Here is a 24,722-nt window from a genome sequence, read left to right on the forward strand (position 1 = left end):
AGGACGGACGAAGTATTTGCACTACTAGCGCAAGTATCGTGTCAGGGTGGGGCGCGATGGTCCACACCTTCCGGTCAGTTGACCTTCGTGGCGAGCAGGTCGCCGACAGCGGCGCGGACCGGGTCGGGGTTCGACCAGCTCCAGTTGGGGTGCGCGCGGTTGGTGAGCAGCGCCAGGACGAGTTTGCGGTCGGGCGCGACCAGGAGCGAGGGGCCGGCGAATCCGGTGTGGCCGAAGGTCCGGGCCGAGGCGAGCCTGCCCATGAACCAGCTCTGGTTGAGCACGACGCCGAGGCCGTGCGCCGAGGTCCGATTGGGGCGCTCGGGATCGATGGCCGGTTTGCCGGCGTTGTGGTTGGTGAGCATCCGGCGCACCGTCGCCGCGGAGAGGATCCGTTTGCCCTGGTGGGCGCCCTCGTTCAGGAGCAACTGACCGATGGCCGCGAGATCGGTCGCGGAGGCGAAGATGCCGGCGTGACCGGCAATGCCACCCAGGTGGTTGGCGACGTCGTCGTGGACGACGCCACGGAGCAGCCCTCGGGACGAGCGGGCGTCGGTCGCGACCAGTCGGCTGGCCTTCGCGGCGGCCGACAGCCAGCTGTTCGGGTTGAAGCCGGTGTCGCGCAGACCGAGCGGGCCGGTCAGGTTGGTCTTGAGCGCCTGGTCGAGCCGCTGGCCGGTGACCTTCTCGACGATCTTGCCGGCGACCATGAGCCCGACGCTGGAATAGCGGAACGTCTTGCCCGGCACCGCGCCGGAGACCAGCGGCGTGCCGAGCACGGCGTTCCAGCGGGCCGCGTTGTCGGGCAGGCCGGTGACCGTGGCGCCGACGGGAAGACCGCTGGTGTGGGTGAGCAGCATCTCGACGGTGATCTGCTCCTTGCCCGTGCCGGTGAAGGCGGGCAGGTAGTCACGCACCGGAGCGCCGAGGTCGACGCGGCCCTTGTCGACCTGCTGCAACAGCAGGATGGCCGTATACACCTTGGTGACCGAGGCGAGGTCGAAGATGGAGTCCCGGCGCATCGCGACGCGCTGGTTCGCCGCGAGCAGCTTCGGACCCGCCGTATACCGCAGCGCCTCACCGACCGCGGTGTGCACAGTCACCTTCCCGCCCACCACGACGAGAGCGACAGCACCGGGAAAACCCTTGTGTTGCACGGTCTGTGAGGTCGCGGGCAGGTGTCGCCGGAGCAGGGCGGTCACGTCCTGGGCGTAGGGGGCCTGACGCACCGGCGGGTTGCCGCCGACCGGTGCGTCCGGTGCTCTGAGCGGCGGCCCGGCGTCACCCGCCGCTCCGAATCCGACCCGGCTGCCGGTGGCGCCCTTCGCGGTCGCCGCGTCGCCAGGGCCGGCCGAGCCGGTGTCCGGCGCGCCGGTGGCACCGCAACCGGTGAGGGCGGAGGTCGCGGCGGCAAGGCCGGCCCCGAGCAGAGTTCGACGTGCGACGGACATGCCGGAGATGGTGACAGCCGGCCGGAGGACGCGCCACCGGACCCGTCCGAACGACGGACCCGTCCGGCCCATCGGCCAACAGGCGGTCATCTGGCAGACACAGCCGGTTGCCGTTCAGGTGGTTGTGCGACGATCGGCGGGCAATACGTCGAACGACCGTCCACCGGTCTGTCCGCGCACGGTCGCTGACAGCAACCGGGGAGGGCACGCCCCCCGTTACCCCCTTGGAGAGCACCATGTCCCTCTCCCCGTCCCGGGTCTTCGCGGAACTGAACGCGCCGCGACCCCCTGACCAGTTGACCCCGACGATGGGCACGGCCGTTGTGGTCGGCGGCAGTGTCGCCGGTCTACTGGCCGCCCGGGTGCTGTCCGACCACGCCGACACCGTCGTCATCATCGACCGGGACGACCCGCAGGTGACCGGCGCGCGGCCCGGCGTACCCCAGGGAACACAGCTGCACGCGCTGCTGCCCGGCGGCCTCCTCCAACTGGAGCGCCTGTTCCCCGGATTCCGCGACGACGCACTGGCGCGCGGAGCGGTCGAGGCGCCGCCCGAGGCCCGGCGCAACTACCTCGACGGGCGTCTGAAGGTCGTCGTCCCCGACGACGCCGACAGTCTGGCGGGCAGTCGACCGCTGCTGGAGGGCCTGATCCGCCAGCAGGTGCTTCGGTTGCCCAACGTCAAGACGATCACCGCCCGCGCCACCGGCCTCGTGTTCGACGGCACCGCGGTCACCGGGGTCCGCTCCGAGGTCGATGGGGTGCCCGGTGTCGAACGCGCCGACCTCGTGGTGGACGCCATGGGGCGGTCCAGCCGACTCTCGGACTGGCTGGAGCAGGCCGACTGGGACCGGCCGGTCACCCGGCGGATGACGGTGCACCTCAACTACGCGACCGCCCTGTTCCGCCGCCCGGAGGTGACCCCGGCCTCGACTGTCGTCCTGGCTTTGAACACGCCGAAATCGGGGATGGACGTGGCCGGAGCCGCGTTCTTCGCCATCGAGGACGGCCGGTGGATGGCCATGATGGCCGGTTACGGCAACGACCGCCCGGGGCGTACCGCGGATGACTTCGTCCGCCGCCTGCGCGAGCAGTTCCCACCGGAGTTCGGCGACGTCGCCGACCAGGAGATGATCGGCGACGTCCAGACCTACCACCATGCCGACAGTCGACGACGGGACTTCCACGCGCTAAAGCGGTTCCCGGCCGGCCTGATCAGCGTCGGCGACGCCGTCGCGTCGTTCAACCCGGTGTACGGGCAGGGCATGACGGCGGCGGCCCTGCACGCGGCCTGCCTCTCGATGTACCTTCGGTCCGGCCCGGATCTGCGGGCGCCCGCGCGCCACTACCTCGCGCTCCAGAAGGTCGTGGTGGACGCCGCCTGGTCGCTCTCCACCTCGGCGGACCTGGCGTTGCCCCACGTCGACGGGCCCTACCCGCGCGGCTACCGGTTCTCCCGCTGGGCCAGCAGCCAGGTCATCGCCGCGACCGTCACGGACGTGGCGACCGCGCGGCGGTTCAACGACGTCGTCTCCATGCGCGAACACCCGCACTCCCTGGCCCGCCCCGGCGTGCTTCTGGGCGCCCTACGCGCCAACCGGCGCGCACGCTAGGGCCTGTTCCATAAGGGCGGTCGAGCCGAGGCGGAGTCCGTCCGGGCCTGCCGCAGGCCGGCCAGTTCTTATGAAACAGGCCCTGGAGCGAGTGACCCGGCGGCCTCGCCTGCGAGGCCGCCGGCAACGCCCTATCGGGGGAGCTTGCGGAGGATGTCGACCACGAAACGGTGGTCGTCCAACTGCGGCAGCCCGGAGACACCGACCCAGCCCACCACACCGGTGCCGCGCACGCGCAGGGGTACCGCGCCCCCGGCCGCCGCGTACCGCGAGGCCGGCAGACCGAACCGCTCGGCCAGCGTCACCTGCTTGTCCTGGCACAGCCGGGCCATGTAGAGCGAGGAGTGCTCGAAGCGCATCACCACCCGCCCCTTGCGGCGCAGCCACGCGTCGTTGTCCGCCGTCGACCCCGGCAGGCCACAGTGGAACAGCTGCCGCCCGGCCCGCCACACGCCCACCGAGACCGGCAGCCGCTGCTCGGTCGCGGCGGCGACGGCGAGCATCCCCAGCTCGTACGCGTCGGTCTCGGACAGGCCCGCGAGCTCCAGCTCGTTCTCCTCGCGCAGCAGCTCGTCGAGCGTCGGCCACGATTCACGGTCAGCTGACATGTTCTTCTCCTTGTTGGTGCGGGCGATCATCCTCGTCGCTGGGGGCGATCACCAGGCGCAGGGCGCGTAGTCCTTCAGGAAACAGCCGTACAGGTCCTCGCCCTGCTCGCCGCGGACGATCGGGTCGTACACCCGGGCCGCGCCGTCGACCAGATCCAGTGGGGCGTGGAAGCCCTCGTCGGCCAGCCGCATCTTCGTCGGGTGAGGGCGTTCGTCGGTGATCCAGCCGGTGTCGACGCTGGTCATCAGGATGCCGTCGGTCAACATCTCCTCGGCGCTGGTGCGGGTCAGCATGTTCAGCGCCGCCTTGGCCATGTTGGTGTGCGGGTGCCCCGGCCCCTTGTAACCGCGGCCGAACTGACCCTCCATGGCCGACACGTTCACCACGTACTTGCGGCGGGCCGACGCGGCGGCCATCGCCGGGCGCAACCGGCTGACCAGCACGAACGGCGCGGTGACGTTGCACAGCTGCACTTCGAGCAGCTCGACCGGGTCCACCTCCTGGACCCGCTGGACCCAGCTGTTGACCGAGTCGAGGTCGGGCACGAGCCCGCCGGCGTCGATGGCGGTGGACGCCGCGATCCGTTCCGGCGAGGCCGAACCGCTGGTCAGTGCCAGCGCGGTGAGCGCGTGCGGAGTGAGCGCCGTCGACTGTGGGCCGGCGGTCAGGGTGCCCACCGGGCCGCCCTGCGCGTCCGGCTTGGCGAACGTGATCAGCTCCGGCAGCGGGCCGTCCGGCAGGGCCGCGGCCTCGGCGGCGATGAGCTGCGCGTACGCCCCGGGGGACCGGCGGACGGTCTGCGCCGCGTTGTTGATCAGGATGTCGAGGGGGCCCTGGCTGCTGACGTCGTCAGCGAGGGCGATCACCTGGGCGGGGTCGCGCAGGTCGATCCCGACGATCCGCAGCCGGTGCAGCCAGTCGGCGCTGTCGGGCATCGCGGCGAAGCGGCGGACCGCGTCGTGCGGGAACCGGGTCGTCACCGTCGTGTGCGCGCCGTCGCGCAGCAGCCGCAGCGCGATGTACATGCCGATCTTGGCCCGGCCGCCGGTGAGCAGCGCACGCCGGCCGGTCAGGTCGGTGCGGGCGTCGCGGCGCTCACGGTTCAGCGCGGCGCAGGACGGGCAGAGCTGGTGGTAGAAGGCATCCACCTCGCGGTAGCGCTGCTTGCAGACGTAGCAGCCGCGGGCGTTGTGCAGGAAGCCGGCCGTCTCGCCCGCGACGGAGGACGCGAGCGGAATGCCCTGTGTCTCGTCGTCGATCCGGCCCGGAGCGCCGGTGGCGGTGGCCTCCGTCACCGCGCGGTCGGCGGCGAGGATGGCGTCCCGCCGCTCCTCCCGCCGCCGCTGCTTGATCACCTTGTAGAGCCGGGCGGTGGCCCGCTGCACCTGCACCACGTCGGGGTGGTCGGAGGGCAGCGCCTCCAATTCCTCGAAGACGCTGAGGCAGGCCTCCAGCCGGCTTCGGTCAATACCCTCTTGACCGTTTTCGGTAATGTTGTCCACCGTCATGCGTCGTTGTCTCGTCCCGTATCCCGGACCGGCTCCAGCCGGCCCGCCCCAAGTCCGACCCGAAACGGTACGCGCCTCACGGCCTCCGACGCACCTCGCGGCCGCCCGGCGTGGTGCGCCTCGCGGCGCTAGGCGGCGTCGGAGTGTCCGAGACGCCAGTAGCCCATGAAGGCGACCGCCCGCCGGTCCAGACCCCGTTCGGCGACCAGGTGCCGGCGCAGGTTGCGGATGACGCCGGCCTCCCCGGCCAGCCACGCGTAGAGCGGCGCCGGGGCCACCTGCTCGGGCACCTCCCACAGGATCTCGGTGTCCACGTCGACGTCCGGCACGGGCTGGGCGGCTGTCGACGCGCCGGGGGCCAGCAGCTCCCCGGCCGCGGCGACGACGGCGGGCACCAGTCGGCTGCCGTACCCGTCGGCGCCCCGGGCCAGCCAGCGGACCTCGACGCCGGGCGGTGCGAGCAGCGGCAACACGTCGGCGGCGTCGGGCACCTCCAGCACGACGGTGCCCCGGGCGTCGAGGGGAAGCCGCTCGCAGATGCTGCTGATCGCCGGCACGGCGGTCTCGTCCCCGGCCAGCAGCACGGTGCCGCCGGCGGACTGTCGAAATTCGACCCCGCCGTGGTTGCCGTCGTAGCCGGCATCCGGCCCGACCAGGGCGATCTCGTCGCCGACGCTGGCCCGCCGCGCCCAGCGCGTCGCCGGGCCACTGTCGCCGTGCAGCACCAGGTCGACGTCGACCTCGGCCAGGTGCGGGCGGACCGCCCGGACGGTGTAGGTGCGGATCGGGTTGCGCAGATGCTCGGGCAGGGCCCGCCACGTCGCGTACCAGTCCGCGCCCTCCGGCAGGGTCGCCCGGTCCTGACCGGGCAGCGGCAGCGCCAGCTTGATCCGCTGGTCGTAACCGTTGTCGGCGAAGCGGTCCAGGTTCGCCCCGGTGAAGGTCACCCGGGTGAAGGACGGGCTCAGGCGGCGTACCGCGCGGACGGCGACGGCGAACACGCGCCACGGGGCGATGGGCAGGGTCTCGGTCATGGTGCCTCTCTCGACGCGGGCGGCTCTACCGGGTGGTGCTCGCCACGGCGCGGGAGCGCCACAGCAGCCAGACGAAGTACGGGGTGCCGATCATGGCGGTGACCAGGCCGGCGGGGATCTGGGCCGGCGCGATGACCGTCCGACCGAAGGTGTCGGCGATGCTGACCAACGCCGCGCCGAGCAGGGCGGCCACCGGGAGCACCCGGGAGTGCCGGCCGCCGACGAGCGCCCGCGCGGCGTGCGGGGCGACCAGACCGACGAAGCCGATGACCCCGACGGCCGAGACGGCTGTGGAGGTGAGCAGCGCCGCCGCGCCGAGCGCGATCAACCGGGTGCGTTCCAGCCGAACGCCCAGCACGCGGGGGGTGTCGTCGTCCAGCGCCATCAGGTCGAGCTCCCGGCGGGCGGCGACAACGGCCGGGGTGAGCACCAGCAGGGCGATCGCCACCGGCAGCACCTGGGTGGGCATCCGGCCGTAGGTGGAGCCGGACAGCCAGGTCAACGCCTTCCCGGTGTTCCACGGGTCGAAGGCCACGACCAGGTAGGTGATGACCGCCATGCCGCCCTGCCAGGCGCCGAAACCGATCAGCACGAGTCGGTCGGAGCTCAGCCCGCCGCGCCAGGCCAGGCCGTAGACCAGGGCGAACGCCAGCATCGCGCCGAGCCCGGCGACGCCGGAGACCGCCCACACCCCGGCCAGCGGCACGAAGGTGAGCAGGGAGACCGCGCCGAGCCCGGCACCAGCGGTGATGCCGAGAATGCCGGGTTCGGCCAGCGGATTGCGGCAGACCGCCTGCACTGTGGTGCCGGCTACCGCGAGCGCCGCGCCGGCCAGGACCGCCGCGGCGACGCGCGGCCACCGCTGGTCCAGCACGAAGGTGTACGCGGGCCCGGTGCTGCCGTTGACCCAGTTCACGACGTCACCGAGCAGCACCCAGGTGTCACCGGCGAGCATGCCGACCGCCACTGCGCCGACGGTCAGGACGGCGGTGACGGCGACGACGCCGCGGTGGAAGGCTGCGGAGCGGACGGCCGCGTGCCCGCCGGGCGGACGACGGGTGGGGCCGGCGTCGCGGTGCCGGCGGGCCAGCCAGATGAGGATCACCGCGCCGAACAGTGTGGTGACCACGCCGGTGGGGATGTCGACCCCGGCCTGCCCGCCCATCACGGCCCGCAGCAGCACGTCGGAGCCGAGCACGATGATGACCCCGACGATGCCGGACAACGGCAGCAGGACGCGGTGGCGGTGCACGCCCGGCACCACGGGGGCGAGCAGCCTGACGATCACGGGTGCGCACAGGCCGACGAAGCCGACCGGGCCGGTGAGGGTGACGGCCGCGGCGGAGAGCAGCACGGCCAGCACCATGACGGTGAGCCGGGTGCGCCGCACGTCGAGGCCGAGCACTGTGGCGGTGTCGTCGCCGAGGGCGAGGATGTCGAGGCGGTGCCCGAGCAGCACGAGCACGATGGCGGCGCCGACGATCACCGGGGCGAGTTGGGTCAGCGCGGTCAGGTCGCTCTGCACCAGCGAGCCGTTCCCCCAGGCGAACAGCCCGATGGTGGCCTGCTCGAACAGGAGCAGCAGCAGGGTCGTCACCGACCCGAGCGCCAGCGCGGTCGCCGAGCCGGCGAGGATCAGCCGGGTGGTGCCGGCCTGCCCTCCGGAGGACATCGCCATCACCAGGCCGGCGGCGGCCAGCCCGCCGCCGAAGGCGAGGCCGCCGGCGGGCAGCGCGGGCAGTGAGACGCCGAACGCGGCGACGGCGACGATCGCCAGGTGGGCGCCCGCGTTGACCGCGAGGGTGTCGGGGGACGCGAGCGGGTTGCGGGCGATCGACTGCAACGCCGCCCCGGCGAACCCGAGCGCCACGCCGATGGCGAGCCCGGCGAGCAGCCGGGGCAGGCGGGACGCGATCAGGACGCGGGCCGCCTCATCGTCGGCGCCGGTCGCGAGCCGCAGCAGGTCGAGGGCGCCGACGTTCGAGGTGCCCTGGGTGAGGTGCACCGCGCCGACCACGAGCAGCAGCAGGATCGCGGCGGCGAAGACGACGGCGATGCGGGGCACGGCCAGGCGGCCGCCCGGAGCCGGCCGGGTGGCCGGCTCCGGGCGTGGGGGCGCGTTCAGCACGCTCACACCGCGTACGTCTTGACGAGTTCGTCGATGTACTGCTTGCCGGAGAGCGGACCGCCGAAGGTCCAGATGCCGTTGGGCATCTTGTGCAGGTTGCCCTTCTGCACGAAGGGCAGCGACTTCCAGATGGCGTTGCCGGCGAGGCCGTCGGCGAACACGTCGTCGCCGTCGGAGGCGTTGTAGAAGAGGTGCATGTCCGGGTCCTTGAGGACCGTCATGCCTTCGACGTCGGTCTGGCCGAGGCCCCACGCCTCGTCGACCTTGCCGGTCCAGGCGTTGGTGAGGCCGAGCTGGGTGCCGATCTCGGAGACGAGAGAGCCCTTGCCGAACATCCGGATGCTGACGGTGCTGCCCTCCTTCCAGCCGTCGGCGATGGCGAACGGCTGGCCGGCGGCACCCGCGTCGGCGATCTTCTTCTTGCCGTCGGCGATGGCCGCGTCGAAGTCGGCGAGCAGCTTCTCCGCCTGCGCGGTCTTGCCGACCGCCTTCGCGATCATGGTGAGGTCGGTGCGCATCCGGCCCAGGTTGTCGGTGGCGTCACTGCCCTTGGCGACCACGACGGGGGCGTACTTCTCCAGCTGACTGATCATGTTGGCGCCCCGGTCGTCCTCCATCACGATGAGGTCGGGCTGGAGGGCGACGATCGAGTCGACGCTGGGCTCGCCACGGGTGCCGACGTCCTTGACGCCGGGGTCGAGCTTCGCCGAGGTGACCCAGGTGCCGTAGCCCTTCGGGTCGGCCACGCCGACCGGCATGACGCCCAGGCTGACCAGCATCTCGACCTCACCCCACTCGAGACCGACGACCTTGGTCGCCGGGGCCTTGAGGGTGATTTCCTTGCCCCGGCTGTCGGTGAGGGTGACCGGCCCGCCGGCGGCCGAGGCGGAGGTCTCGGGAGTGGCGGTCTTCTCGGTCGTGCCGCAGGCGCTGAGCGTCAGCGCGGCCACGACGGCGATGAGGGCGGTGAAACGGGTACGGGTCATGACGGTCTTTCTCTGCTGTGGATGGGGGTGTTCAGACCAGGGCGCGGATCTGGTGCCGCCCCACTGGGCGGGTGGTGACCAGTCCGCTGACCGGATCGGTGGTCACCTCGATGCGGATCCCGTAGGTCTCGGTGAGGGCGTTCTCGGTGAACACCGTCGCCGGGGTGCCGGTGGCGCGGACCCGGCCCTGCTGCAACAGGACCACCTCGTCCGCCACTGCGGCTGCCTGGTTGAGGTCGTGCAGTACGACGCCGACGGCGACGCCGTGATCGTCCGCGAGGTCACGGACCAGGTCGAGGATCTCCACCTGGTAGCGCAGGTCGAGGAACGTGGTGGGTTCGTCGAGGAGCAGGACCGGGGTGTTCTGGGCGAGGCAGGTGGCCAACCAGACCCGCTGCAACTCGCCTCCGGAGAGTTCGTCGACGGGACGGTCGGCCATCGCGGCCACGCCGGTGACGTCCATGGCGCGTGTGATGGCGGCGGGGCCGTCCGGGTCCTCGGTGCGCCAGCGCCCCCGGTAGGGGTGGCGGCCATATCCGACGACGTCGCGGACGGTGACCCCGCTGGGCACCGGCCGGCTCTGGGCGAGCAGCGTGACCCGACGGGCGAACTCCCGGGCCGCGAGGCTGGCGGCCGTGACGCCGTCGGCGAGGTGCACGATTCCGGCCTCGATCGGGTGCAGCCGGGCCAGAGCCCGCAGCAGGGTGGACTTGCCGCTGCCGTTGGGCCCCACCAGCGCGGTGACGGCACCCGCACGAAGGCTGATCATGGCACCGTGCACCACCGGCACACCGTGGTAGCCCAGACGGAGGTCGACGCCGGACAGGCTGCGCTCCCCGTTGGCCGACGCCAACTCGCTCTGCATGAGGTTAGGCTAACCTAACCAAATGACGGCCTGTCAAGCCGGTCGCGCAGCCGTGACCGGCCGGACGGACCGGTGCTCGTCGGGCCCGTGCGCGCGTGGGGGATGCTGGGTCCGTGCACATCGCGACCCTCGGCCCACTCGCCGTCGACGGCAAGCCCGTTCGAGGTGAACGGCTCGCGGCGGTGCTTCGCGCGCTCGTCGACGCGCGGGGGCGAGCGGTCTCCGTGAGCCTGCTCGTCGACGCCGTCTGGGACGGCGTGCCGCCCGACGACGCGACCGGCGCCGTCCAGGCGCTCGTGTCCCGGGTACGTCGCCTCGGGCTGCCCGTGGTCGCGGTGCCGGGCGGCTATCGGCTGCCCGCCGACGAGATCACCGTCGACGCGGTCGAGGCGCGCGCGCTCGTCGAACAGGCAGGCACCGTGTTCCGGTGCGGTGACGTCCGTGCCGCCCGCGGCCTGGCCGATCAGGCGCGGGCCCTGTTCCCCGAGGTGCCCGAGTTGGTCAGCGCCGAGGACACCCGCCTGTTCGCGGAGGTCGCCGCGCTGCGCGCGCAGGCGGCACTCGCCGGCGCGGGCCCGTACGACGAGGTCGACCTGGGCCGACTCGCCGCGCGGACACCGCCGGACGAGCCCTCCGCCGCCCTGCTCGTCCGGGTGCTCGCCGCCCAGGGGCGGGAGGCGGAGGCGCTGGAGGTGGTCGAGCGGCTGCGCGCCGACCTGGCCGACCGCTACGGCACCGACCCATCACCCGTGATCACACAGGTCCACCTGGCGCTGCTGCGCGGCGAGCTGACCACCCCGGCCGTCGAGCCCTCGCCCCGGCAGCCGATGCGGATCGCCCTGCCCGCCGCGTGGCGTCGGCCGATGACCGCCCTCGTCGGCAGGGAACGCGACGTCGCGACAGTGGTGGAGGGACTCGCCGACGCGCCTCTGGTGACGATCGTGGCAGCCGGCGGCGCGGGCAAGACCCGTCTTGCCGCCGAGGTGACGCGTCGCGCGGCGGCGGCCGGGCAGTCGGTACGCGTGATCGAACTGGCCGGCCTGCGCTCGTCCGACGAGGTGCTGCCCACGGTGCTCGCGGCCCTCGGGGGTGCGGACACCTCGGCGACCGGCGGCAACCTCGGCCTGGAGCGGCGGGTGCTCAACCCCGCAGAACGGCTTCGCGCCGTGGCACCCGACCTCGACGGGTTGGTCGTGCTGGACAACTGCGAACACGTCCTCGACGCGGTGGCCACCGTCGTCGCGGACCTGGTCGCGGTGACCTCGCCCGAGGTCACCGTGCTCGCGACGAGCCGGGCACCGCTGGGCCTGGCCGGCGAACTGGTCCACCGGCTGACCGCCCTGCCGGACAGCGACGCGCTCGCCCTGATCGAGACCCGGGCGAGGGCCGGTGGCGCGGTGCCCACCTGGGACACGACGCGGGCACTCGCTCTGTGCCACCGGCTCGACAACCTGCCGCTGGCACTCGAACTCGCCGCCGCGCGACTGCGCAGCATGCCGATCGACGACGTCCTCGCCGGTCTGAGCGACCGCTTCGCGCTGCTCGACGACGCCCTGCGCGGCCTGCCGGAGCGCCACGCGAGCCTGTGGGCGATGGTCGACTGGAGCAGGGAGTTACTCGCCGAGGACGACCGTGACCTGCTCCAGCGGGTCGCGGTCATCCCCGCGCCGTTCACCGCGGGCCTCGCCGCGGCGGTCGCCCAGACTTCGGATGTCCGTCGTGGACTGGCGACACTCGTGGAACAGTCCCTGCTGACCCTCGTCGAGGGGGACGGTCCACCGCGCTACCGCATGCTCGAAACGGTCCGCGAGTACGGCGAAGCCCGCCTCGACGCGGTGGGTGCACGGGGTCCGGCCATGGGCGGCCTGGTCGAGTGGGCGCGGGAGCAGGCGGTCGCGCTCGCCGACCAGTTCGTCGGCCCCGGTCAGATCGACGCGCTCACCCGCTGCGCCGACGAGCAGGACAACCTGGTCGCGGGTCTGCGCTGGGCACTCGGGCAGGACGACGAGCCGGCCGCCGTCGAGGTCGCCACCGCGCTGTTCCACCTCTGGGCGGTTCGGGGACTGCACCTGGAAGTGTCCGGGTGGGCGGCGGGTCTCCTGCACGTCGAGGACCCGAAGCGACGGCTCCACTCCGCGATCACGTACGGCCGCCGCAGCGGCAGACCGCTGCCCAACGCCGACCGGCTGGCCTGGATGTGCCTGTTGACCGGGGTCAACGCCGGCATCAGCGGCGACCTCCGGCTCGCAGTGCTCGCCCGTCGGGCACTTCGGACAGTTCTCGCCGACCGGCCGGACGAGGTGTCGTCCCGGTTGACCGTTATCGCGACTGCGCTACCCCTGTTCGACGCCGTCGACCCGGAGGAGAGCATGAAGGGCACCGTCGAGATGGTCGGGCACCCCGACCCGTACGTGCAGGGGCTCGGCCTGTTCGCCCGCGCCGCGGTCCGGGAGAACGGTGGCATGCACGAGGCGTCGATCGTCGACGCCGAGCAGGCCTACCGTCGTTTCGAGATGGCCGGCGACCAGTGGGGCATGGCGATGGCGGCGGGTGCCGTCGGGCAGTTCCTGGTGCCGGGCGAGGGTGCCCGGTCCGCCGAGTGGCTCGCGCGCAGCGTCCGCCACATGGAGCTGATCGGTGCCACGCAGGATGCCCGGTCCATCCGGGTGCGGCTGGACGTGCAGCTCGCCCTCGCCGGCGACCCGGACGCCGAGCGGCGGCTGGTCGAGACGGCGGCGCCGGGCGAAGCCGAGGCCGTGGACGCCGCGGTGGCGTGCCTCGGGCTGGCCCACGTGGCGTGGCAGCGCGAGCGGTACGACGAAGCCCGGGCGTACGGCGACGGGGTGATCCGCATCCTGGCCGGCTGGACCGGCCCGCCGCCACAGCCACGCGCCATGCTCCGGGTCGCGGTGGCGGTCCTGCACCTGCGGGTGGCGCAGGTGCGACCGGTGCCGGGAGAGAACGCCGACGCGCGCGCGGCCGCCGCACTGATCCTCGCCAGCGACGAGGCGCTCTCCTCACGGGACCTGCCGGTCATCGGGGCATGGGCGCAGGGCGGCGCCGAACTCGCCGCGCACCGGGGCGACGTTGCGGCGGCTCGCGAGCTGTTCGCGCTCGCGACGCGCATCGGCACCCACGCCGGGACGTTCTTCCCGCCCGGCGACGCCGAACGACTCAACGCCGCCCTCGGGGACGAGGAGCAACGTGAGCCATTGGTGGCCGTGTGGCGCGGGCGGTCGGTCTCCGCGACCCTCGCCCGGCTCCGCGAGCTGATGGACGACCTGCTCGCCTAGCGCCTGGTGGAGTCTGCTAGGCCGCCAGTGCCGCGGTGATCGCTCTGATGAGGATCTGTTCCGCCCCGTCGGGAGAGGTGGCGGTCGGTTTTCCCTTGAGGTGCCCCAACCAGCCGTAGACCGTCATCGAGCCGCCGGCGATGCCCGGGAAGTCGGTGTCGATCCCGCCGGCGTACGTCTCGGGTCTCCGCAGCAGTTCGTCGCTGGGCAGGTACGCGGGTACCTCGTTCGCGTAGCCGGCGAACAGCAGCTGGCTCGACGTGCCGTATCGCGCCCGGAAGTAGACGGCGTATCCGGACACGATCTCGCCACCGGCCAGCAGCAGCCGAAGGTCCGGGCTGCCGGCGAACCTCCAGGACTGCAGGGGCACCGGAATCGACGTCGCGAACGTCCCGGCGTCGATCTGCGCGATCATCTGCTGCGCGTGCCGCCGGTAGTAACCCGGCAGGGAAAGGTTGTTCGACCGCACGGCGTAGGCCGCGGACACGTCCCGAAGATTGCCCGCGGTCAGCGTCACATCCAGCGGCAGGCTCACCTCCCGGTAGTGGGTTGTCGTCGGGCCGGCGACCGGGCGTCCCGGCCGCAGCAGCGCCGTCGTGACGGCCTGGGCGAGCTCGGCGCCCCGCAGGCTCCGCTGGGCCCAACCCCGCGCGCCGTCAGGGTTCTGGTCGCCGGCCGGCCCGAGAAGGAACTGGGCGAAGGCGCCGGTCGCCTGCTCGATCCGGGTGACCGCGTCCCCCGGGTAGTCCGGGTCGAACATGGTCTGCCGCCCCGCCACTACCGGATGGCACCCGTAGCTGAACAGCACCGCCAGCGGCTCACCACCCGGCGTACGGGCCGTCAGGACAGGTACGTCCGACTCGACGTACGGCAGACTTTCCCGGTTTTTCGAGAAGTGCTGGTCGACGACCTGGTAGTCGAGGGTGCACGCCGTTCGTGGGCCCTCAAGTGTGTCCCGGACCAGCTGCACGATCTTCGTGGCCAACTGGTCGCCGTAGGCACGCACCTGTGCCTGCAGAGTGGAATTCATCCCGTACGAGATGAACGGGTCCAGTTTGTCGGGGAGCACTGGACCGTTGTGTGTGTGCGTGGCCGTCAGGGCGAAGTTCTCCGACGCCAGCCCGAGAGCGACCACCTGGCTGCGGATCGACCGGTGCAGGCCACGTGCGAAGCCGAGAACATCGGCGGTGACGATGACGTGGGGCACGCCCTCGTGCCACAGGATTGTGCACCGCGCGAACAGCGGGGCAGCGGTCCCGGTCGCCTGGCGGGGCGTATCGACGCCGTAACCGGCCAGGTACGCGTCCGCCGACGGAGTGATCTCCACCTTTCCGACGGACAGCTCGGTGCCCGCCGCCCCCAGTGCGGGGCTGCCGAGGAGGCTCTGGCCAACCAGCGACGCGGCGACGATGGACCCACCGGTGAGCAGGCGGCGACGACCGACGGTCAGTCGCCGATCATCCGGTTTGTCGCCCTCGGCCGCCTGCGCCCGAGATTCCGATGTGGTGGCAGCCCTGACTCTGGACATGGTCATCCGGCAACGATCTCCCCCGTGAGACGCCGACGCGCGACCGCCGCCTCGCATCACCAGTGAATGCGCAGCGACGGTTGTCAGTATTGAGTTGAGGGGAATCATGGCGGACGCCCCGACCCCGGTCAATGGTTCGCGGGCCGACGGCACGCCCCGGACGGGCGACATGTCCGCGCCCGATCGTGGTGTCGGGCGCGACGACTGACGCCGTCCGGGTGTTGCTGCCGTCGGCGGTGCATCCCGCCGGGCCAGCATTCGGCCACGGCGCCGGCAGGTCGAGGTGCCGACGCCGTGACCAGGTCAGATCTTCTTCCGGTACGCCCGCAGCGCCAGCGGCATGAACACCGCGACGAAGCCGGCGCACCAGGCGAGCGTCCACCACACGTGGTTGTCCAGCGGGGTGCCGAGGAACAGCCCGCGCACCGACGCCACCAGGTGGGTCATCGGGTTGACGTCCACGAACGCCTGCATCCAGCCCGGCAGCGTGTCGGCGCCGACGAACACATTGGACGCGAAGCTCAGCGGCATGATCAACGCGAACATCACACCCTGCACGGCACCCGCGGTCCGCACCTTCATCGACACCAGCACCGGCAGCCAGCTCAGGCAGAGCGCGAACAGCACCGCGAGCAGACACCCGGCGATGGCCCGGAACAGGTCGGTCTCGATCCGGAAACCCATTACGTAGCCGATCGCGAGGGTCGACACGGTGACGATCACGTACCGGACGACGTCGCCGAGGACCGCGCCGACCAGTGGGGCGGAGCGGGGGATCGGCAACGACCGGAACCGGTCGAAGATGCCCTTGGCGATGTCGGTGTTGAGGTTGACGCCGATCGCGATGGCGCCTGTCGCGATCGTCTGCGCCAGGATGCCGGGCAGCAGGAACTGCAGGTAGTCGTGGGTCGAGCCGGCGACCGCGCCGCCGAAGACGTACACGAAGATGATGAGGAACAGCACCGGTTGCAGGGTGACGTCGATGAGCGCCTCGGGCGTACGCCAGGTCTTGATGAGGCTGCGTTTGGCGAGTGCCAACGAGTGCCGGACCAGTCGAAACGGTCGCGGGTGCGCCGTGATCGTCGACAGCGCCCGGTTCCGGGTGGGTGGTGCGTCGGTCAGAGTGCTCATGCCGCGACCTCCGTGGGGCGGGTGGTGTCGTCTTCCGATGCCGTACGCCCGGTGAGGGTGAAGAACACCTCGTCGAGGCTCGGCAGGTGCAGGGAGAGTTCGGTGACCGCGATGCCGGCGGCGGCGAAGCGCGCGACACTCTCGGTCAGAGCCGCGTCGTCGGTGACCGGCACCGCGAGCACGCCCTTGCGGGTCTCGTCGGCCTGCGCGCCGGAGCCGACCCGGGTCAGGATCTCCGCGGTACGCGGCAGGTGCGCCGGGTCGGACGGCCGGACCTCCAGGGTCTGCCCGCCAACCACCCGCTTGAGCCCGTCAGGTGTGTCGTGTGCGATCACCCGGCCGTGGTCGATCACCGTGATCGCGTCGGCGAGCGCGTCGGCCTCCTCCAGGTACTGCGTGGTGAGCAGCACTGTCGAGCCGTTGCTGACAAGCGTTCGGACCACGCCCCACATGTCCTCGCGTTTGGCCGGGTCGAGCCCGGTCGTCGGCTCGTCCAGGAAGATCACGTCGGGCGAGCCGACGAGGCTGGCGGCCAGGTCCAGCCGTCGCCGCATGCCACCGGAGTAGGTCTTGGCCTGCCGGTTCGCGGCATCGGTCAGGTCGAACCAGTCGAGCAGCTCGGCGGCCCGCCGCCGGGCGCCGCTGCGCCCCAGCTCCAGCAGGGTGCCGAACAGCTCCAGGTTCTGCCGACCGGTCAGGTCCTCGTCGACCGAGGCGTACTGGCCGGTCAGTCCGATGCTCTGCCGAACGCGTTCGGCGTCCCGTACCACGTCGAAACCACCGATCCGGGCGGTTCCGCCGTCCGGGGTCAGCAGGGTGGAGAGGATGCGAACGGCGGTCGTCTTACCGGCGCCGTTGGGGCCGAGCACCCCGAGCACCGTCCCCCGGGGCACGGCGAGGTCCACGCCCTGCAGCGCCCTCGTCTTCCCGAACGTCTTCACGAGGCCCTCGGCCTCGATCACCAGGTCAGCTGTCATGCGTACAGCCTGCGCCCGCCCGCTGACACCGCCCCGACACGCCACCGACATCGGCTGACACGGGCTGACACCGCAGTCGTCGAGGGTGAGGGCGGCCAGGGTGTGCGCGTCCACACCGACGGTCGGCGTCACGATATGCTGGCCACGGCAGAGCGCCTGCCAGCGCCCGATGTGGTGGCCCACGCCCGACCACATGCTTGGGGCCAAGAGTCTCCGACTCCGCGCCGATGTGTCGACTCTCGGCGTGCCGGTCACGCCGTCCGTTCGGTGGAGTGCGTGGGGCTGCACCGGAGGCGTCATGTCTGATCCCACCCCCCGACGGACCCCGGCCCCGGGACGCGCCCGCAAACGCGCCATCCGGGAGCACGCAGCGCGGGCTGGCGTTGCCTACTCGGAGGCGGCCCGGCAGCTTGAGTCGGTCGGCCTTCGGCCCGGCGAAACCCTTTCCAGGTACGGGCGGACGATCTATCCGATCGGGTTCGACCCGCATCGCCAGTTCCTCGTCGAACGCCGTGAGCGGCGGTCGTTCGAGGAGCGGGTGTCGGACACCAGGCGGGCCGCGGCCCTGCCTCATGGGCGTGCGCGGCACCTCGTCGAGCGGTTCCCGCCCAGCCGCGGGCGTACCGGCAGCGGGGTCGGCTCGCTCTATCACGGCGAGGGCCGCGAGGAACTGCTCGCGATGCTGTACATCGTGATCGTGGCCGAGTCGCCGGGGTTGCTGCCGGAGGTGGGCGACCTCGCCTGGATCGCCGAACTCGGCGAGGACACCGCACTCGACACGGCGTGCGCCGAAGTCGACAGGGAGGCCCGCCGCCTGCTCGACCAGGAGCCACTGGCCCTCTGGTCGCGCATCCAGAAGGCGCTGATCGTGGCCGGACGCAGCGTGGACGGGCAGGTCCGGCAGGAGGCTATCCGGCAGAGCGCGCTGTTGGGCACGATGATGACCCCGCGTCTGGGACACGCGGGCGAGCCGTACGTTCCGGGGTTGCCCGTCGCCGGGGTCCGGCAGATCCTCGACGCGCTGCTGATAGTCGCCGACGACGGACACGCGCCGGGCACCCGCGTACGCCTGCTCACGCCGCCGCACGACGGGCGGTCAGCCACGATCATCGGTGCCCGCTGGGGTTCGTCCGGTCCGCCGGTGGGCTATCTGGTGTGGCTCGACGGAGCGACGGCGCCGCTGTCGGCCCGCCCCGACGACCTGATTGTGCTGGCCGACCAGGAGACCGCTCCGCGCTGAGCCGGGGCGGTCCGGACCACCGTCGCGTCGCGTCACGGTCCAGTAACCCGCCCCACCGTCGTCGATCATGGACTTGTGGTGGTCAACAAAAGCCGTGAATGGCAACAATTCAGGCACCACAACTCCATGATCCACGGGCCGGGCCCGCCCCCATGCCGCGATCTTGCACTTTCTGTCCTGACATAGGGATCGTTCCACGCGTATCGGCAACCGAAACTGCAAGATCGGCGGGGCACGGGCGTGGGGCGTGAGGGCGCGGGGCGCCGGGCGTGAGGGCGTGGGGCGGCCGGGCTCCCCTTTGGGGGAGCCCGGCCGGTGCGGTCGGCGTCGTCGTAGAGCTGTCCGGGGCGAAGCGGGGGGAGGTGCTGCGCACGGGAGAGGTACGGACGGCGTGACCGCGCTCCGCGCGGTGGTCCGCGTGCTCAGCTCGGCAGGCGGCCCCGCGTGGAGACGAAGTGGTACGACATGACGGCGAACCCGGGGTCACGGAGCAGCCGTCGGAAGGCGTTGAGTTGCTGGGGCGACAGCCCGGCAGCCAGCAGGTCCGGTTCCAACTGGCGGGAGTTGGTCTCGTAGAGCGATGTTCCGGTCGACCCGCCGGCCCAGCTCTGCGAGTGGGTGATGGTGTCCAGGTCGGTCAGACCGGCGAGGGCCATCTCGGTGTGGACGTCCTGCGCCCATCCCAGGTCGGCGCCGTGGTCCTCCAGGACACCCATCATGGCGTCCATGACCTGCGCGAAGAGCTTCGCTGCGTCGTCGCTGGGCGCGGTCAACACCCGCTGCGGCGCGGTGCAGTCGAACTCCTCGACCACCAGCCACCCGCCGGGCGCCAGCGCGCCGGTGAGGGTACGCAGGACCCGTCGTCGATCGGGAAGGTGCAGCAGCACCAGCCGGGCGTGGATCAGGTCGAACGCGTCCCCGGGTGGCGGTTCGGTGCGCACGTCGTGCTGGCGTACGTGCAGGTTGCCCTCGGCCACCAGGTGTGTGGGGTCGATGTCGGTGGCCAGCACGTGCCCGTCGTCGCCGACCGCGCGGGCCATCCGCCGGGCCATCGAGCCGCCACCGGCCCCGACCTCCCAGCAGGTCGCGCCGGGCTCCAGCACCGGGCGGGCCAGCCGACGCGTCGTGATCGGATCCAGGAAGGACTCCAGCGCGTGCATCTGGGGAACGGCGTCCGGTGCGCCGTTGTCGAAGGTATAGGTGTCGTCGCTCGTAGCGGTTGTCATCGGTGTCTACCTCTCCGTGGAGGGTCGGGTGACTCGAGAATGGTCGGGTGACTACGGGGTGTCGGCCCAGAGCCGAGGGGTCGCCCGGTTGGCCGGGGGCGGCGCAACGGCGGCGACGCTCAACATCGCCGCCAGTGGGGCCGGATCGCGGCGGGCCTCCGCGGTCGGCCGGTCGTAGACCACCCGGCCGTACTCCAGCACCGCCACCCGGTCCGCGAGCTCGATGGCGTACTGGAGTTGCTGCTCCACGAGCAGCACTGTCAGGCCGTCGGCGGCGAGACCGTTGACGAGTTCGCGGACCCGCGCCGCCAGATCGGGCGAGAGCCCCTCACACGGTTCGTCGAGCAGCAGCACCCGGGGTTGGCCGAGCAGCGCACGGGCTATCGCCAGCATCTGCTGCTCGCCACCGGAGAGTTCGCAGCCGCGGTGCCGCAGCCGCACCGCCAGCCTCGGCAGTAACTCCAGGGTGCGGGCGACCGTCCAGCCTTCGCCGCCGGAGGTGGGGGCCCGCCACGGCGCGGCTGCCAGGTGCAGGTGCTCGGCCACTGTCAGCCGGGAGAAGACCCGTCGGCCCTGCGGGACGAGACCGACGCCGGACTGGGCGATGCGATGCGGTTGTCGGCCGGCGACGTGCACGCCGCCGATCTCGATGCGACCGCTGGACGCTCGCACCAGCCCGGCGATGGTGTGCACGAGCGTGCTCTTGCCCGCCCCGTTGCGGCCCACCACGGCCTGGATGCTGCCCGGGCGTACCCGCAGGCTGACCTCGTGCAGGACGATTCCCCCGCCGTAGCCGGCGCAGAGACGATCCACAGTGAGCATCAGGCCACCCCGTCGGCGTAGGCCTGCCGCACCAGCGGCGAGGTACGGATCTCGTCCGGTGTGCCGGCGGCCAACGTCTGACCGTCGCGCAGCACCGTGACCGTGTCGGAGAGGGCGTACACCAGGTCCAGTCGGTGTTCGACCAGCAACACGGCGACCGCCCTGGGCAGCGCCTGGAGCACCTCGACCAGCCGGCCGACCTCGACGGCGGACAGCCCGGCCGCCGGTTCGTCGAGGAGCAGCAGGCGAGGGCGACCGGCCATCGCCATCGCGATCTCCAACTGGCGTCGTTGCCCGTGCGCGAGGTGCCCGGCGGGCACCGCCGCGACGGCACTGAGCCCCATCTGCTCCAGCAGCGGACCGGCCAGGCGCTGTGCCGCGCGTCGGCGGCCGCCCGGCCACCACCGGCCGCCCGGAATGATCCGTGGCAGCGCGGCCACCACGACGTTCTCCGTCGCGGTGAGCGTCGGGAAGACCGCCGGTCGTTGGTGGATACGGTTGATGCCCCGCCGGGCCCGGGCCGCCGGGCCGAGTCGACCGACGTCCCGTCCGTCGAACCGCACGCTGCCGCGTTGCGGCCGGGTGGACCCGCCGAGGACGTTGAGCAGGGTCGTCTTGCCGGCCCCGTTCGGGCCGATCAACGCGTGCCGCTGGCCGTCGTGGATGCACAGGTCCACGCCGTCGAGTGCGGCGAGCGAGCCGTACCGCACGCTGATTTTCTGGGCTTCCAACAGGCCGGTCATCGGTGCAGCTCCGCAACCTCGGCCTGGTCATGGGCGGCTGGCTGGTCCGGCTGTGGCGTCGCGGCGCCCGGTGGGCGCAGCCGACCCCGGGCCCGGTTGACACCGGTGGGCAGCAGGTAGACAGTCGCCACGAACAGCACGCCCAGCACGAGTGGCGCATGGCCGGGCAGCACCCCGAACAGCCAGTCCCGGACGGCGATGACCAACGCCGCACCCACCAGGGCGCCACCCACCGAGGCGGTGCCACCGATGACGACACCGAGCAGCAGCAGCGCTGAGGTGTCGAAGCCGAAGTCGGCGGGGGAGATGTACTGCTGGGCGACGACCAGGAGCGAGCCGGCGGCGCCGGCGATGGCTCCGGCGGCGATGTGCGCGCCGGACAGGTGCAACGCCACCCGGTGACCGCTGGCCCGCAACCGCGTCTCGTCGTCGCGGCCGGCACGCAGCACCAACCCTGCCCGGGTACGCAGCAGCACCAGCACCGCGCCGACCAGCGTGGCCACGACGACCAGGGCGTACAGGTAACGGGCCTGGTCGTTGGCCAGGGCCGGGAGCCCCCAGAACGGGCGGACCGCGGGGATGCCGGCCAGCCCGTCCGTGCCACCGGTCACCGACCGCCACCGCCCCAGGACGATGACGACGAGTTCACCGATGGCCAGAGTGATCATCAGGACGATCACCCCGCGGGCGTGCACGACGAGCGGCACGGTGAGCGCGGCCAGCAGCGCCCCGGCGGCCGCCGCGACGACGAGCTGCACGACGCCGACATCGGAGACCCGGCTGCCGACCACGGCGCAGGCGTAGGCGCCGGCCGCGTACGGCGCGGTCTGGCCGAGGGTGGGCATGCCGGCGACGCCGGTGAGCAGGGCCACGCTCACCCCGACCACTGCCAGCGCCAGCGTCCGGGCGAGGATCGCCGTGGTGTAGTCGTCGACCACCCAGGGCGCCACGACCAGGCCGACCAGGACGAGCGCCGCGACGCCGCCTCGAACTCGCCGAATCACCTCGCCCCTCATGCCGCTCTCCACCTGCCGGCCAGGCCACGCGCCCGCACGGCCAGCACGGCCGCCATGGCCGCGAACAGCAGAAACGGCGCGGCGGACGGCAGCAGCGCCACGCCCAACGTCTGGATCTCGCCGATCGCGAGCGCGGCCAGCAGGGTGCCCGCCATCGACCCGAGACCGCCGAGGACGACCACCACCAGGGAGAGCAGCAGCACCGTGTCGGCGGTGCCGGTGCCGGGGCCGATGATGGGCGCGCCCAGGACCCCGGCCGCGCCGGCCAGCGCGCCGGCGGCGGCGAGCACACCGGCCCGGATCCGTGCCGGACTCACGCCCAGACAGGCGACCATCTCCGGGTCGTCGACCGCCGCCCGGACCAGCATCCCGGCCCTGGTGCGTCGCACCACCAGGTAGAGGGCGGCGGCGAGCACCGCCGCGACGACGATGAAGACCAACCGGTACGCGGCGTAGCGGTGACCGGCGACCATCACCGACCCCTCCAGGGCTGCGGGCACCTGAACCTGCGGGTTGTCCGGCCCGAAGCCGGCGACGAGCAGGCTGCCGCCGGCCAGCGCCACCCCGAACGTCAGCAGCGCCTGACTCAGGTGATTGCCGGTGGCGACCGGTGTGAGCAGGCCGGCCAGGAGCACCCCCGTCGCGGCGGCGGCCAGCACACCGACAGTCAGCGCCAACGCCAGGCTCGCCCAGCCGCCGTCGAGCATCGCCGCCGCGGTGTACCCGCCGATCGCGTAGAGCAGGCCGTGCGCCAGGTTGAGGATGTTGGCGACGCCGAAACAGAAGACCAGGCCCGAGGCGGCGACGAACACGAGCAGCCCGTAGGCGACTCCGTCCAACGCCGGGATCAGGTACGGGTCGATCCGGTTCGTGCCGGCCGCCACCACTATCACCGGCCGACGGTCGCGAGGTCGCCCACGACGGTGTTGGACAGCGCTCGGCCGTCCTGGCGGACCTGCCGCAGGTACCACTTCTGCACGGGAGAGTGCGTGGTGGTGGAGAACTGCCAGGTGCCACGCGGGCTGGCGATCTGGCCGAGTTGGCCGATGGCCGTATTGATGGCCTCGGGGGTCGGGTCGTTTCCGGCCGCGCCGATCGCCCGGTCGAGCACCGCCGCCGCGTCGTACGAGGCCAGCGCATAGGTCGTCGGCGAACCGTCGTGCTTCGCCTTCCACGCGGCCACGAAGGCGCGGTTCTCCGCGTTGTCGAGGTCGGGCGAGTAGTTGAGCACCGAGTAGATGTCCCGGGCGGCCTCGCCCTGCGCGTTGAGCACACCGCCCTCGGTGAGGAACCCGGCCGCGTACAACGGGATGTCCTTGATCTCGGACTGGGCGTACTGCTTCACGAAGTCGACGGCGGCGCTGCCGGCGTAGAACGTGTAGACGGCCGCCGCGCCGGAGGCCTTGATGCGGGCGAAGTACGGCAGGAAGTTGGTGGTGGCCGGGAATGGAGTGAAGGTCGTCTTGCCGTCGGCATTCGCGAGCTTCCCACCGATCTTGCCGAAGGCGTCGGTGAAGCCGCGCAGCTCGTCCCAACCGCCCTGGTAGTCCGGGCCGATCGCGTACACGGAGCCCTTGACGTTGTCGCGGACGTGCTGGGCGATCGCCGCCCCGGGCTCGTCGGAGAGGTACGAGGTGTGCCAGACCCGGGAGACGTCCTTGAGCTCCGGCCGGCCGTTGGAGCCGACCAGTGGCACCTTCGTCTCGTTGAGCAGAGGGGTGACGCCGGCGACCGAGCCGCCACCGACGATGCCGGTGAGCGCGGACACCCGGTCCTGCTTGAGCAGCTTGGTCGCGGCCGGGACGGCGGTCTGCGCGCCGTTGCCCTCGTCCGCGACGACGAGGTCGACCTGCCGGCCGCCCAACTTGCCGTCGTGGGTGTCCAGGTAGAGCTGGAAGCCGTCGCGGATCTCCGTGCCAACAGCCTGGTACGTCCCGGACAGCGACGCGAGCAGGCCGATCTTTATCGAGCCGCCGGCGCTCGTGCCCGGAGCGTCGTCGCCGCAGGCGGTGCTGGTGGTCAGCACGGCGGCGAGCAGCGCGGCGGTGAGGGCACGGCTGCGCCAAGGCGTGGTGAGAGGCATGTCTAACTCCAGAGGAAGGGGAAGGGGTCTCCGGCGTGGGGGCGCCGGGGTGGTCAGCGGCTGCGGGCGAGCGCCGCCCGGGCAGCGGGGGTCAGCGCGTCCCCGATGCGGTTGGCCAGCTCGGTCATCTCGTAGGAGACCTTGCCCACGTCACACTCGGGCGCGGCGAGCACCAGCAGCGAGGCGCCGTCGTTGAAGGCCATGGAGAACATGAACCCGCCCTCGAGCTGGGTGACGTTCGAGATCACCGCGCCGGCGTCGAAGAAGGCCGCCGCCCCCCGCAGCAGGCTGACCAGCCCGCTACCCGTGGCGGCCAACTGGTCGGCCCGGTCCGGTGGCAGGTCGCGGGTGGCGGCCACCATCAGGCCGTCGCTGGAAATGGCGATCGCGTGGCTGACCTCGGTCGCGCGCGCCGCGAAATTGTCCAGCAGCCAGCCGAGATCCTGTTGGTCGGTCACGTGCTCTCCTG

Annotated in this window: 20 protein-coding genes; 3 read left to right on the forward strand and 17 right to left on the reverse strand. The window is 72.1% G+C overall.

Annotated features, from left to right (window positions below; translation table 11 throughout):
• Positions 1-74 precede the first annotated feature (74 nt).
• The gene (locus tag AB0B68_RS16785) at positions 75-1,451 is read right to left on the reverse strand and encodes a serine hydrolase domain-containing protein (RefSeq protein WP_357206912.1); all 1,377 of its coding nucleotides are present in this window, start codon (positions 1,449-1,451) and stop codon (positions 75-77) included.
• Between the two features lie 236 nt (positions 1,452-1,687).
• Between AB0B68_RS16785 and AB0B68_RS16790 the strand changes: the two genes are divergently transcribed.
• Positions 1,688-3,064 (forward strand): FAD-dependent monooxygenase, encoded by a 1,377-nt coding sequence (locus AB0B68_RS16790; protein ID WP_357260831.1) that lies wholly within the window; start codon positions 1,688-1,690, stop codon positions 3,062-3,064.
• Positions 3,065-3,195: 131 nt separating this feature from the next.
• On the opposite strand, the gene AB0B68_RS16795 is transcribed toward AB0B68_RS16790, so the two are convergent.
• The 6 genes from AB0B68_RS16795 to AB0B68_RS16820 form a co-directional block, all read right to left on the reverse strand.
• Positions 3,196-3,672, reverse strand: a complete 477-nt coding sequence (locus AB0B68_RS16795; protein WP_355010264.1) for a heme-degrading domain-containing protein — start codon at positions 3,670-3,672, stop codon at positions 3,196-3,198.
• A gap of 48 nt (positions 3,673-3,720) precedes the next feature.
• Entirely contained in the window at positions 3,721-5,181 is a 1,461-nt protein-coding gene (locus AB0B68_RS16800) for an SDR family NAD(P)-dependent oxidoreductase (protein ID WP_357198646.1), read from the reverse strand.
• 128 nt (positions 5,182-5,309) lie between these two features.
• Positions 5,310-6,215, reverse strand: a complete 906-nt coding sequence (locus AB0B68_RS16805) for a siderophore-interacting protein (RefSeq protein ID WP_357198649.1) — start codon at positions 6,213-6,215, stop codon at positions 5,310-5,312.
• Between the two features lie 25 nt (positions 6,216-6,240).
• Positions 6,241-8,340: an iron ABC transporter permease gene (locus AB0B68_RS16810; RefSeq protein ID WP_357260873.1), complete on the reverse strand. Its 2,100-nt coding sequence runs from the start codon at positions 8,338-8,340 to the stop codon at positions 6,241-6,243.
• A 5-nt stretch (positions 8,341-8,345) separates the two neighbouring features.
• A complete protein-coding gene (locus tag AB0B68_RS16815) occupies positions 8,346-9,329 on the reverse strand; it encodes an iron-siderophore ABC transporter substrate-binding protein (protein WP_357260834.1) in 984 nt (327 codons plus the stop codon).
• A 31-nt stretch (positions 9,330-9,360) separates the two neighbouring features.
• Complete coding sequence (locus AB0B68_RS16820) at positions 9,361-10,194, reverse strand: ABC transporter ATP-binding protein (RefSeq protein WP_357260837.1); 834 nt, start codon at positions 10,192-10,194, stop codon at positions 9,361-9,363.
• A gap of 113 nt (positions 10,195-10,307) precedes the next feature.
• On the opposite strand from AB0B68_RS16820, the gene AB0B68_RS16825 reads away from it, so the two are divergent.
• Positions 10,308-13,487, forward strand: coding sequence for a BTAD domain-containing putative transcriptional regulator (locus tag AB0B68_RS16825; RefSeq protein WP_357260840.1), 3,180 nt, complete (start codon positions 10,308-10,310; stop codon positions 13,485-13,487).
• A gap of 16 nt (positions 13,488-13,503) precedes the next feature.
• On the opposite strand, the gene AB0B68_RS16830 is transcribed toward AB0B68_RS16825, so the two are convergent.
• From AB0B68_RS16830 to AB0B68_RS16840, 3 genes are all read right to left on the reverse strand, one after another.
• Positions 13,504-15,021 (reverse strand): hypothetical protein, encoded by a 1,518-nt coding sequence (locus AB0B68_RS16830; RefSeq protein ID WP_357260843.1) that lies wholly within the window; start codon positions 15,019-15,021, stop codon positions 13,504-13,506.
• Positions 15,022-15,318: 297 nt separating this feature from the next.
• The gene (locus tag AB0B68_RS16835; RefSeq protein ID WP_357260846.1) at positions 15,319-16,146 is read right to left on the reverse strand and encodes an ABC transporter permease; all 828 of its coding nucleotides are present in this window, start codon (positions 16,144-16,146) and stop codon (positions 15,319-15,321) included.
• Entirely contained in the window at positions 16,143-17,123 is a 981-nt protein-coding gene (locus AB0B68_RS16840; protein ID WP_357198665.1) for an ATP-binding cassette domain-containing protein, read from the reverse strand. Before AB0B68_RS16840 ends, AB0B68_RS16835 begins: the two co-directional genes overlap by 4 nt.
• A 298-nt stretch (positions 17,124-17,421) precedes the next feature.
• On the opposite strand from AB0B68_RS16840, the gene AB0B68_RS16845 reads away from it, so the two are divergent.
• On the forward strand, positions 17,422-18,363 hold the full coding sequence (locus AB0B68_RS16845) for a hypothetical protein (protein WP_357260849.1): 942 nt from the start codon (positions 17,422-17,424) through the stop codon (positions 18,361-18,363).
• A 422-nt stretch (positions 18,364-18,785) separates the two neighbouring features.
• Here the strand turns inward: AB0B68_RS16845 and AB0B68_RS16850 are convergent, their stop codons facing one another.
• Genes AB0B68_RS16850 through AB0B68_RS16880 form a run of 7 tightly spaced genes read right to left on the reverse strand, consistent with a single transcriptional unit; the run spans position 18,786 to position 24,711 of the window.
• On the reverse strand, positions 18,786-19,589 hold the full coding sequence (locus AB0B68_RS16850; RefSeq protein ID WP_357260852.1) for a methyltransferase domain-containing protein: 804 nt from the start codon (positions 19,587-19,589) through the stop codon (positions 18,786-18,788).
• Between the two features lie 51 nt (positions 19,590-19,640).
• Entirely contained in the window at positions 19,641-20,411 is a 771-nt protein-coding gene (locus AB0B68_RS16855; RefSeq protein ID WP_355010079.1) for an ABC transporter ATP-binding protein, read from the reverse strand.
• Positions 20,411-21,154: an ABC transporter ATP-binding protein gene (locus AB0B68_RS16860; RefSeq protein ID WP_357198674.1), complete on the reverse strand. Its 744-nt coding sequence runs from the start codon at positions 21,152-21,154 to the stop codon at positions 20,411-20,413. The genes AB0B68_RS16855 and AB0B68_RS16860 overlap by 1 nt, the downstream gene beginning before the upstream one ends.
• Positions 21,151-22,170, reverse strand: coding sequence for a branched-chain amino acid ABC transporter permease (locus AB0B68_RS16865; RefSeq protein ID WP_357198677.1), 1,020 nt, complete (start codon positions 22,168-22,170; stop codon positions 21,151-21,153). Before AB0B68_RS16865 ends, AB0B68_RS16860 begins: the two co-directional genes overlap by 4 nt.
• Positions 22,167-23,063 (reverse strand): branched-chain amino acid ABC transporter permease, encoded by an 897-nt coding sequence (locus AB0B68_RS16870; protein WP_357198680.1) that lies wholly within the window; start codon positions 23,061-23,063, stop codon positions 22,167-22,169. Before AB0B68_RS16870 ends, AB0B68_RS16865 begins: the two co-directional genes overlap by 4 nt.
• Positions 23,060-24,253: an ABC transporter substrate-binding protein gene (locus tag AB0B68_RS16875; protein ID WP_357198683.1), complete on the reverse strand. Its 1,194-nt coding sequence runs from the start codon at positions 24,251-24,253 to the stop codon at positions 23,060-23,062. Before AB0B68_RS16875 ends, AB0B68_RS16870 begins: the two co-directional genes overlap by 4 nt.
• Before the next feature lie 53 nt (positions 24,254-24,306).
• Positions 24,307-24,711 carry a roadblock/LC7 domain-containing protein gene (locus tag AB0B68_RS16880; protein WP_030490280.1) on the reverse strand — a complete coding sequence of 135 codons (405 nt, stop codon included), beginning with the start codon at positions 24,709-24,711 and terminating at the stop codon, positions 24,307-24,309.
• Positions 24,712-24,722 lie beyond the last annotated feature (11 nt).

This window comes from Micromonospora sp. NPDC049049 (assembly GCF_040649115.1).
Lineage (GTDB): Bacteria > Actinomycetota > Actinomycetes > Mycobacteriales > Micromonosporaceae > Micromonospora.